Consider the following 11,772-nt stretch of genomic DNA (forward strand, 5'->3'; position numbering starts at 1 on the left):
CAGCGCCGATTGAAGCAAAATTCATGGAAAACCCTATTGTTGAGCAAGTGTGTGTAACGGGGACTAATTTGCCTCAACCTGTGGCTTTGCTAGTGCTTAGTGAAGAAGCGCAGAAAAAAGACAAAGCGGGCATTGAAGCAAGCCTTAAGAAAACATTCGAAGCTATCAACGCAAAACTGGAAAGCCATCAGGTTATGGATCGCGTTGTCATTATGAAAAACGAATGGAGCATCGAAAACGACTTGCTGACTCCGACGCTCAAAGTAAAGCGTCATGTTTTAGAAGACCGCTTTGTTGATATTATCCAAGGTAGCTATAGCGACAAATTAGTTTGGGTTGACGCGTAAAATCGTCGTTGAGTCTTTTGCTTTGGCAATAATTAAAAAAGCTCTGTCCATGACAGAGCTTTTTGTTATCGGAAGGAGACGCAATAAGCGTTGAAACTGTGTTGGGCTATAAGCACTACAGCGACGCTACATCGCGTTAAACGAAACGCATTGGTCGCTTTAAGAAGGGTAGCGAGAGCGTAACCCTTCATACACTAAGTCGCTAAACTCTGGCTTCGTTAAATCTAGGGCATCCATTACTTCTACCAAATGCTCGTTGTCTTCACGGCCTTCCCACACTTTTACGTAAGTGCCTTCTTTATAGCCGTTATCTTGGCGGAAAAAATTGAGCACATTTTTACCTACGTACTGACGATACAGTTCGTCAGCTGACATTTCACACTGGCTTACGATGAACATGAATAGTGGCACGCTAAAGCGTTTGGCGGCGCAAAGGCCCGTCATGAGCTCTAAATTATCAAGAAGCGACAAATTTGACGCGTCATAGTCTTTGCCATCAAAAGTCACTGAGGTGTTGCCACTTGCCAGTTCAGAAGCAATACTTTTTGCAGATTCAGCGATATCGCCTTTATATTCAATAATGCAGGCACTTAGTGCAAAGTGCCAGATATCCACCAATTCCATCTGAAGCTGTGGCAAGTCTTTTTGCTGTGCTTTCCACCATTTCCAGCCGTGATGCTCAATCGCTTCAACTGACTCTACCATTGCTGCACGTAAGTATCCGTAACCAGCATTTAGCCAGTCTGGGTTTACTTTGGCGTTCATTTTATCCTGAAGAGAAAGCATAGTGGCGAGTTGTTGCGCGGTTAACATTGTTGCTCCTGACCGTGAAATTGTATTGCGTTTCGTAAAGGCGAAATTGTACTTGAATGACGCTTCGGGAGAAACTGCTAAATTTACGACAGCGAGAGTAAAGCGCTTTCTTTAATGTCTGCTTGCTCGTGGTGCACTTGCACCACGGTAAAACTATGACTTATTGGTCATGTTTTCTCGTTTCGTGTAAGTTGTTGATATTTAATGGTTAAAAAGTTGGCATTCAACCTGCAAAACATAAATCGTTAACAGTGCTGCTCAGTAGCGCTAACGTGAATGAGTGCCAGGCAACGCTTATTCACGTTGTTACTGAGTAGACCGTAAACCTTACCCATACAGATTTTTCGTGTCCTGAGGTCTGTGTGGGTTTTTTTTGTCTGAAAATCGCCCACACACGCTTCTTTGCACTCATTTACTGCGCCAGATCTCTCTATCACTTTGCTAAGAACCCTCCGGATATTGTTTTCGCCATGCCCCCGGTATTTGTTTTATTATCATAAGACATTTGCTCATCTAAATTTTGGAGAAATAACTTAACTACTGAGCACAATGCGATACACTAAATTATAAGGTCGACGATAACTGTACAGTCTTTGCACAGTATCTAAAAGCACGTTCTACAAAGGATTTTTCGATTGCTTGCGCTATATCCCTCTAATAAATTAGAACACTTAAGTTTTCTTCTCACCACGCTTTTACGTCAGCAGCCCATGGGTGTGTTTACACCAGAAACCATCTTGGTTGAAAGCCCGGGTATGCAGCACTGGGTCAGTATGCAGCTTGCCACTCAACACGGCGTGGCTATGAATATTGATTACCCTTTACCAGTGCGCTTTATGTGGAATACAGCACGTACAGTACTTGGACAGGACAAAGTACCCAAGCAATCTCCCTATCGTCGTGAAGTACTGACATGGCGAATCGACAATATTCTCCAAGATGGCTCGCTAATGAGCGCAGAAGCCTTCGAACAAGTTAACCGGTATTGGCAAAATGCGGGAAGTGAACAAGAGCAGGGGTTACAGCGCCTTCAGCTTGCTACCGCTCTGGCCGACGTGTACGAGCAATACTTGTTGTACCGCCCAGACTGGTTGTTTAAATGGGAAGCTAACGAACGCGCTGTATTTGATGACATGGAGATATGGCAAAGCGAAATTTGGCGCATATTGGTCAAAGAGCAGCCGTTGCATCCTGCACGTTTGCATCAAATGACGCTCGATGCGTTGGAAGCTGGTCATTTACCAAGCGAGCCAACGAACAAGTTGCCTGATCGTGTGATAGTGTTTGCTATTAATACTATGGCCCCACAGCTTATCGCATTTTTTGACGCCCTCGCGCAGCACATTGATATTCATATATTTCACCTAAACCCCAGCGTTAATTATTGGGGTGAAGCGAAAAGCAGTAGCGAACAGGCGAAATTATTGCGGTTAGAAGGCCTTAAAAAATGGATGGAAGAAGATCAGTCAAACCCGCTGCTTGGCAACTTAGGTAAACAGGGCAGAGAGCTATTCAACTTACTCACTGAACTGGATACCTTTGAGATTAGTGCGTTTGATTCACCGGATTTTGAAGAAACAAACGATAACGCTGGCAGCGACAATGCTCGTGGTCTACTTGAGTATATTCACAACGATATCTTGCAGGCCGCTCAACCGAAGCCACTTGCTCATGATTTAAGAGAAAAAGACGATAGCGTTACTATCATGTGTACCCATTCCGCACTTCGCGAAGTGCAGGTATTACACGACCACTTGTTACACTGGTTATCTCAAGATAAAACGCGCACCCCATCTGATATTCTGGTGATGTGCCCGGCCATCGAAAACTACGCGCCATTTGTTGATGCTGTATTTCACAGAGTAGGCACAAAGGCTTTGGCTGGCAGGGGGCAGGTTAGGCTTCCGTGTACCATTGCAGATAGAAGCCCAATGGATGCAGAGCCGTTGATTGCGGCGTTTATGGCGCTGTTACAGCTGCCCGATAGCCGCTTTGGTGTGTCGGACATTATGGATTATCTGCAGCTAGATTCAGTGCAAAAGCGTTTCTCAGTGTCACAAGATGATATCGAGCAAATGGTGGTTTGGCTAAAACAAGCTCATATTCATTGGGGTCTTAATAGCGCCCATAAAACGGCCGTTTCAGAAGGTGTTGATCTAGACGACACTTACAGCTGGTGGTGGGGAATACGTCGATTACTTATGGGTATGCTTGCACCAGATAGTGAAGTCATTGTGAGTGACTTACTTACTATTCCCGACGTTGAAGGACAAAGTGCGCTTACGCTAGGCAAGCTTATTGACGTTGTGGCGCTGTTGGGTGAGTTTGCCCAAGTATTAACAGCCCCAAGGACGGCCGCGCAGTGGTCTAAAGCCTTAATATCGCTTAGAGATGCGTGTTTTATGCCGATAAAAGAGCAGCAGCAAAGTTGGGATCTTATTGCCAAAGTTGCTGCCGATCTTGCTGCACGATGCGAAGAGGCAGGTTATGAACACGAACTCACCCTTCGTCAGGTTCGCGACCTGCTACTCAATCGATTCTCGTCGCCAGATGCGGGTAACCACTTTATGACCGGTCAGGTTACGGTGTGTTCAATGCTGCCCATGCGAAGCATACCGTTTAAAAAAGTGTGCATTTTGGGCCTGAACGACAGTGAATTCCCCAGAAAATCAAGCCCACTTGGCCTCGATTTAATGGCAGGTGCTGGCCGCCAAATTGGTGACCGCTCACGGCGTTTGGAAGACAGGTATTTATTCCTAGAAGCCATTATTTCCACCAGAGACAGCTTATATTTAAGTTACCAAGGGAACGACGTTACTAATAATAGTGAGCGACAACCCAGTCTGGTATTGGCTGAGTTCATGGATATGCTAGAAAACAGCTACGCACTGGAGTTATCAAAGTACAGCGTTAATGCGCCGCTACACCCGTTTAGTGAAGAAGGCTTTACGGGAACCTTGCCGAGCTACGAAACAGGGTGGTTACGGTTAGCTGACGCGTTACAAAAAACGAAATTAAATACCGATGAAGCAGATAATGACTCTACCAATGATGCGGATACGGCAACGTTAGCGCCATCACCTGACGCACTATCAACGCAATCGCTTCGTTTATCAGGTATTCAAATTGCGAGAGCTTTCAAAGATCCGCTGGAGTATTTTTCCGTACAACGCCTTGGTGTGAATCTGTCTCAATCGTTTACGCTACTCGAGAACAGCGAGCCGTTTGAAACCAATGCGCTGCTGCGTTATCAGGTGCTCGACGCTATCTTTTCGTCTGCAGAGCGCGTTGCGCCAGAGAAAGATGATGTCACCTCTCTTTCCTATAGCGAAAAAGTGATCACTTTTGCGTCGCTTAGAGGGGATATTCCCAATAACCCCGTTGCCAGAGATGAAGTTGACATGTGGAAAGAAGGGGCATTGGCATTAAGTCAGGCAATGGGCCCTCACGATGCGGAGCCTAAAAAAGCGCACTTTCAAGGCAAATACATCACCTTTACTTCGTCCGCTTTATTAGGCAGTGACGCGCTAGTCGAGCTTTGTGCAGGCAAGATTGACGCACATCGCGCTTTGGGTTTCTTCATCTCACAATTAGTTTTTTCAAGTAGCGATGAAGAAACCATCTACAGCAACTATCCGCTGGATATCTATTCGTGTGCTTGGGAAAAGGGCGAAACCATTTTGAAAAAGCAGCGTTTCTCCGCTTACGATCGCGAAACTGCTGTGCGTTTACTTTTGTTTATTGAACAGCTTTATATGGCAGTTTACACGGCGCCGACACCAGTTCATTTAAGTTTGTTCGGTACTTTTATGCCCGGGACCAGAAATTCAGACACTAAGCCTGTAGTGGAAAGCATAAAGCCTGAGATGTTTACCGACATTCTGCATGCGCTACTAGAGAGTGCGGACGGGACTAGTGAAACCGACAAAGCGATACTTAGCCAAGTTCAACATGCAATTGACGAGATGTGCCCGTTCACTGATAAAGACAACGCTGTAGCTAGCGAAACGACAAGTGAAAAACACGAAAAAGCAAAACAGGCGGTGGACCAAGCCGCTGCACTTTTTAACACGATAGAGTTACAGCGAGCATTAACCGACTGGCAGCAAAGTAGCGGGCAGTTCAGCGCCGATATGGCAAGCAACCCTTACTTAAATTGGTTGTTTCCTCAGGGCGTGAGTTGGAACGATGTGCCGTATTTAAGTGCTTTTGTGCTGCTCGCCATGGTCAACAATGCGTCTCAGGAGGAGAAGCTATGAGTTACAACCCTACATCCTCTGATAACCCTATAGACGAACAATCTCAGCCGCAAACCGACGACCACAGCGGCACTGAAGCGCAATTACTCGATGTCGTCGCTATGCCGTTAAAAGGGCGCCACCTCATTGAGGCCAGCGCTGGCACAGGTAAAACCTTTAATATAACGCGTTTGTACCTGCGTTTGTTGCTTGAAAAAAAGCTCAACGTTAAAGAAATATTGGTGATGACCTTCACCAAAGCCGCTACCGAAGAAATAAAGGGGCGTATTGCGGCAACACTAAGAGAAGCTCTACTTATTTGGCAGCAAGCCAAAGATAACGGCAACGAAATAGACAGTAGCTGTGACCCTGTTTATCAGCATTTATTTAATAGTTGCGACACCGACGAGAGTTTGGCTCTTTTAAAAGCGGCGCAGCTAGAGCTTGATGAAGCCTCGGTGTTTACTATTCACGGCTTTTGTCAGCATGTTATTACCCAATTAGCGTTTAACAGCGGCTTTGCCATGTCACTTAACTTGGGCAATGACACCAGCGATTTATATCTTGAAGCTGCCGAAGACTTGATTCGAAAAATTAGCAAAAGTGAGGACGAGTTTAGACTACTGGCAGAGTCAGGCTGGCATACACCTGACAGACTGTTGCGAGAGTTTAACGCCAGCATTAAAAGTACTCTGACCCCAATATTGCTTAGTGAAGAGGATATTGAGGCGGCGTGTAAAACGCAGCTAGATGAAGCGCCGCACACGTCTTTAGCCTACGTGAAGTCTCTACTTCAAAGCGTAGAGGATAATGAAGGGCTATTGGTAGAACAGCTCATCAAAACACCGGCCCATAAAAAAGAGCGGCCGCAGGAATTGGCTGCACTTAAAGCTTGGTTGCGTTCTTGCGTGGATGAACAAAGTTATTATCTTCCGCCGCCCGAAGCGGAAGCCTTTGTTAAAGGTAACCGATATGCGCGAAATTCATCTGGTGTAAAAGAGATCTTAACGCCTATAAAAGATTTTGCAGGGGCGCTTAAAAAAGCATTTAGTGAGAAAGACAAAGCGCTTGGTAAGGTGCCTGTATTCAAGCTGGTGGTTGAAGCTATTGCGTTCATCAAATCCCGCGTTGAAAAGCAGAAAAAGCAGCTTGGCGTTATCGACTTCGACGATCTTATTCGCATGCTCGCCGACGAAGTGGTGAAGCCGAACAATACCCTAGTGCCTGAGCTTCGCAAAAAATTCCCCGTAGCGCTTATTGACGAATTCCAAGATACCGATGCAAAGCAGTACGCTATTTTAGACGCAGTTTATCCTAATCTTGAGAATGCTAACGAAAGTGCGTTATTAATGATAGGTGACCCCAAGCAGGCGATTTATCGCTTTCGCGGTGGCGATATTTTTACCTATTTAAAAGCGGGTAGGCAGGCAGATTACCGCTGGGTGATGAATACCAACTGGCGCTCGGTTGAGGGAATGGTTAAAGCCCATAATCGGTTATTTTATGGCGCGCCTGTGGCATCAAATAGACCTGCCGATGTGTTTGGTTTTGATATCAAATACAACCCAGTCGAATTTACGCCTAAAGCGGCCGCGGCAAAAACGTCACTTATCGACCCTGCCGAACAAGACAATGTAATGAAAAATGCTGTAATGAAGAGCGGTGTAATGAAAAGTGCTGTAACGAAACGCAGCGCAATGAACTACGTTAGCATGTGTTTGGACGACAAAGAAAACGCCCACATTATGCGTCGCAAAATGGCTCAGTGGATTGCGCAAGAAATTTACCGGTTACTGAACGAAGCGCACTTCCAAACCGCCAATGGTGGTACCGCGCCGGTCATGCCTCAGGATATCGCTATCTTGGTGAAAGACAGGACCGAAGCTGGCGCTATCAAAAGTGTACTGCAGCAAAAAGGCTTGGCGTGCGTTTATTTAAGCGATCGCAGTAACTTATTTGCCAGTGCCGAAGCCAAAGATGTACTGCGGTTACTTAACGGTATTTGGCACGCTAACGACACCAGTAAAGTAGCGTCGAGCTTGGCGTCACCGCTTTGGGGTTATAGTGCCCAAACACTTATTGAATTGCTATACCATGAAGATGACGCGCAGTGGGATGCGGCTATCGACAAGGTATTGTCGCTGCGCGATATGTGGCTGCAAAAAGGGTGCATGAGTGTGCTGCTGTATTTAATGCAAGACAGCTATCAACCTCATGCTGACAGCGTGGAACGCGCCCTTACTAACTATCAGCATTTGGCCGAAGTGCTGGAAAAAGCTAGCACTACTCACCAGCGCCCAGAGCAGCTACTCGACTGGTTGAATAAGCAAATTCATAAGCCTGAAAGCGATGAAGAGCTTACTTTGCGCCTTGAAAGTGACAGCCAGCTTATTCGACTTATTACTCAACACGGCTCGAAAGGGCTAGAGTACCCCATCGTGTTTGTTCCTTTTGCCACCGGCTATAAAGACGCCGCTAAAAACGGCAACACTACATCGCAAATATTTACTTATTACGACGAAGAAAAACAAGATTTGCAAATGCAGCTTGGGCAGACGCCACAGGCGATAGCTCGCGTTCAAAGTGAGAGTGAAGCGGAAGACATGCGACTGGCCTATGTGGCGGTAACACGAGCTGCCCATCGCTGTTACATGGGCGTTGTACCGCTGACTAACAATGAAAGAAGCGCATTAGCACGAGCACTTGGTGTAGGTGGCGATGGCAGCAACAACGATTGGTCAAGTGTGTTAAACCGTGTTGCTGAAGAAGAAGCGTCCCATGCCTGCCATATCGACGGTGATGAGTTTGAGGAAGTGTATACTGGCTTTGAACAAGAAGATGAGTTACCTCAGCTTACCGCGTTGCAATTTACCGGCACGGCAAGCGAAGAATGGCGACTGTATTCATTCTCAGCAATGAGCCGTTTAACCACGGTTGGTGCTAACCAAAGCGTTGAAACAGGCACAGCAGCAGAGTCCGGCGCAACAACAGAGTCCTTGAGTCAACCCCTTCCTAGTGTGCCCGTACTTCAAACCATTCGAGATGAAGAAGTGTATGCAAGCGACCCCCTTATGGGTGAGATGGGCTCAATTGATGCAGACATCAATTCCTCGGCAGGTATTGAAAGTACGGTAAGTAAAAGTGATCTGCGTTTTACCCTAGAGAAAGGTGCGAGCGCAGGTAATTTACTTCACGATATTCTAGAGCACAGTGACTTTAGTGCGCCCGATTGGGAAGAAACGGGTAAGGAACTGGTTAACCGCTTCGGGTTAGATGAAAAGCGAACGCCGCTACTTTATGAATGGTTAGAAGAAGCGCTACAGACGCCTCTGTATCCCAATATGCAGCTAAGTATGAGTGATTTGCCCTTAGCGCAAACCCTGCGCGAAGCCGAATTCTATTTTCCAATGAACGACACGCAATGGACTCAGCTTCGTGAAGTACTCGCGACTCATCGAAAAAACGTGGCTGACGTTATTGGTGGTGAAGTGGAAACAGCGCCACAACTAATTACTGCAAAATTACAGGGAATGATGCACGGGTTTATTGACTTGATTTTTGAACATGACGGTCAGTTTTATGTGGCAGACTACAAATCAACCTGGCTTGGCGATACCCTTGATAGCTACACGCCAACAGCGCTGTTTCACAATAACCAGCATCACCTTTACGACCTTCAGTACTTAATTTACTGCTTGTCGCTACATCGCTATTTAAAGAATACGCTGCCTAACTACGACCCAGATATGCATTTGGGTGGAGTGTATTACTTGTATCTACGCGGTATGCACCCAGAAAACGAGCGCGGGGAAGGGGTATTTTATACTGATGTTCCATCGTCTGTACTCAATCGATTAGACGGGATATTTGCGAGCAAAGACGATGCCCAGCAAGGCAATAGTTCTTCGAATGCAGGCAGCTCTCGCCCGCCTTTGGAACAAACGTCTTCGGGTCAGCAGCAGTTTAGTTTCGATGACGAGTAGTCAACATCATAGAGGCTAAAGCAAAGGAAAATAATGAAAAGCAATCAACACTCTGTACCGTCATTTTTTGATAACTTGTTTGGCATCGAGGCGATCGACAAATTTGTCGCAAAAGAATTTGGCTTTATTGATGAACTGGAGCAAGAAGAACAGTTCATTTGGGCTGGGATCTTAGCATACTTGTCGTATATGCAGCGCAATGGCCACAGCTGTATCTATCTAAAAGACATAGCGGGTACGACGCTTTTTAAAGAGGTAGTCGCAGAACAAGAGGCAGCCTTGGCGGTTGAAACGAATGAGCATAGCAGTAATGGGGCGGCGGCTGCTTCACTGACGCTGGTTGAACAAACCGAGCAGGAAAAAGCGCCCAAAGCAGGTGTTGACGTGCCACATCTAACACCGTTACTTAGAATTTTAAAAAGCGCACTGGTTAACGAGCAGGTGGCTCAACTATTTGTCTATTGCAACGGCAAGCTGTACAGCCGTCGCTACTATGAATTTGAACAAGAAGTAGCACGCAATGTTGTAAAACGAGCTGCGCTTACGCCGTTAAGTGATGAGGCAAGCGAAAAAGTAAAGCAACTTTGGCCAGCAATCTTTCCTACCGAAACAACCGATCGGCAAGATTGGCAGCAAATAGCGGTGGCGAAAAGCCTAATGCAGCGCTTTTGCGTTATAAACGGTGGGCCAGGAACAGGTAAAACCTATACTGTATTGCGCTTATTACTGGCGCTACAGGCTTGCGATGAAAACTTAAAAATTGTGCTGGCAGCGCCTACAGGTAAAGCGCAACAGCGTATGACCGAATCTATCATGAACAGCATAGACGGGCTTCGCGGCAAGTTGAACGACACAGTACTTAACAACGTGCCTACCGATGCTGTGACGCTACATAGATTACTAGGATTGCGCGAGCACGGTGTATCGACTAAGTTCAATCAGCACAATCAATTGGCAGCAGATGTACTTATTGTCGATGAAGCAAGTATGGTCGACTTAGCGCTAATGACGCGCATAGTGCGAGCATTGCCAGACCATGCACGGCTCTATTTCATTGGAGACGCTGATCAGCTTCCTGCTGTTGAGCTCGGTAACGTGCTAGAGCAGCTAGTTAGTACCGGGACAGCAAGTTTTGATGACAACGCGAATGTGCCAAATGGCACAAACAGCGCACATAGCTCACTTAGTTTAAACAGTCATGACGACGCGCTTTCTTTAGGTGGCGTGCCATCGTTAATGCGTCAGCACATTGCTACGCTGTGCCCGCATTTGCCCTTGTTACCGGTTGATGAGCAGGCAAAAAGCTATGTAGCAACTCTTCAAGCACCTCAGCGCTTTAAAGGGCAAGTGGCTAAAGTTGCAACGGCCATACAGCGAGGTGATGCAAGCGGTGCACTTGCCGCGATTAGCGATAAGGCTGGCGACAATAACGAAAGTGCGGGTCTTGGTTCAAATACGGCATCACGACTACAATCCGGCGTTCACCTATGGCCAGAACTCCAGGTTAGCGGCCGTGATTTACAACAGTTGGCCAAAGAAAGCTTCTTGCCTATTTTTGACGCTGGCAGTGCCGAAGAAGCGCTTAATCGCCTGAATGTGGTTAGGTGGCTAACCCCAGTCCGCAAGGGCGGAATGGGCGTAGAAGGCCTGAATAATTTGGTGTTCGATGCTATCAAGCACAAAATCAGAAAGCGGGAAGGCCATTTCTATCAAGGTCAGCCCATTATGATTGTCAAGAATCATCATCCTCAACGACTATCAAACGGTGAGGTTGGTGTAATTTGGCCTGACAGCAAAGGAAAGCTATATGCGTGGTTTTACCAGGATAGCCAAGCTTCGGGTCAAAACGGTTCAAGTCAGAAAGCTTCGGCAAATGCGGGAGACAGTGCTGACAAGACGCTAGCGCAAAAACAAGCGTTGCGCAGCATATCGCTATCAAGAGTACCGCAGTTTGAAACTGTGTATGCCATGACCATACATAAATCTCAAGGCTCTGAGTTTAACCATGTTGTACTTATTCTACCTAAGCCTGATAGCGAGAAAGCCGCCAATTTATTTCATCGAGGCCTAGTGTACACAGGGTTAACCCGTGCTAAAGACGGCTGCTTAATCATTTCTGACAACGCAACATTTACCCACATGGTTCAACGGGTGGATAAGCGTTATTCCGGGCTTTCTGAGGCAATAAGCTTGCAACTAGAGAGCACATCAAACGCCACCCCAGAGATTGAATAGAAATAAATGTACTCTGACCCCAAAATTTGGGGGTCAGAGTCTGAGGGATCCCCACGAATTTAATTTCATATGCCTCCGGCCCAGGCTGCGTCAATTATGGAGCTGTACCATTTGAGTGCAGCTTTCCACTGTCGCATAGTAAATCGTATTCGACAA

General features: G+C 46.5%; 4 protein-coding genes and 1 pseudogene. 4 read left to right on the top strand and 1 reads right to left on the bottom strand.

Features of this window, described 5'->3' with window-relative positions; all coding sequences use genetic code 11:
* A pseudogene (locus MHM87_RS19310) lies at positions 1-347 on the top strand (AMP-dependent synthetase); the annotation flags it as partial.
* A gap of 159 nt (positions 348-506) precedes the next feature.
* On the opposite strand, the gene MHM87_RS19315 reads toward MHM87_RS19310, so the two are convergent.
* Positions 507-1,160: a dUTP diphosphatase gene (locus tag MHM87_RS19315; protein WP_239260741.1), complete on the bottom strand. Its 654-nt coding sequence runs from the start codon at positions 1,158-1,160 to the stop codon at positions 507-509.
* Positions 1,161-1,795: 635 nt separating this feature from the next.
* Here MHM87_RS19315 and recC point away from each other — a divergent pair.
* The 3 genes from recC to recD are packed head-to-tail and all read left to right on the top strand — an operon-like array spanning position 1,796 to position 11,616.
* Positions 1,796-5,419, top strand: a complete 3,624-nt coding sequence (gene recC, locus MHM87_RS19320; RefSeq protein WP_239260742.1) for an exodeoxyribonuclease V subunit gamma — start codon at positions 1,796-1,798, stop codon at positions 5,417-5,419.
* Positions 5,416-9,381 carry an exodeoxyribonuclease V subunit beta gene (recB, locus tag MHM87_RS19325; RefSeq protein ID WP_239260743.1) on the top strand — a complete coding sequence of 1,322 codons (3,966 nt, stop codon included), beginning with the start codon at positions 5,416-5,418 and terminating at the stop codon, positions 9,379-9,381. The genes recC and recB overlap by 4 nt, the downstream gene beginning before the upstream one ends.
* Before the next feature lie 33 nt (positions 9,382-9,414).
* Positions 9,415-11,616, top strand: a complete 2,202-nt coding sequence (gene recD, locus MHM87_RS19330; RefSeq protein ID WP_239260745.1) for an exodeoxyribonuclease V subunit alpha — start codon at positions 9,415-9,417, stop codon at positions 11,614-11,616.
* Positions 11,617-11,772 lie beyond the last annotated feature (156 nt).

Origin of the sequence: Alteromonas sp. Cnat3-28 (genome assembly GCF_022348265.1) — a bacterium.
Lineage (GTDB): Bacteria > Pseudomonadota > Gammaproteobacteria > Enterobacterales > Alteromonadaceae > Alteromonas > Alteromonas macleodii.

Excerpts from the sequence above, each read along its gene's own strand:
- MHM87_RS19315 (WP_239260741.1), bottom strand. The coding sequence starts at position 1,160 with ATGTTAACCGCGCAACAACTCGCCACTATGCTTTCTCTTCAGGATAAA.
- recB (WP_239260743.1), top strand. The coding sequence starts at position 5,416 with ATGAGTTACAACCCTACATCCTCTGATAACCCTATAGACGAACAATCT.
- recD (WP_239260745.1), top strand. The coding sequence starts at position 9,415 with ATGAAAAGCAATCAACACTCTGTACCGTCATTTTTTGATAACTTGTTT.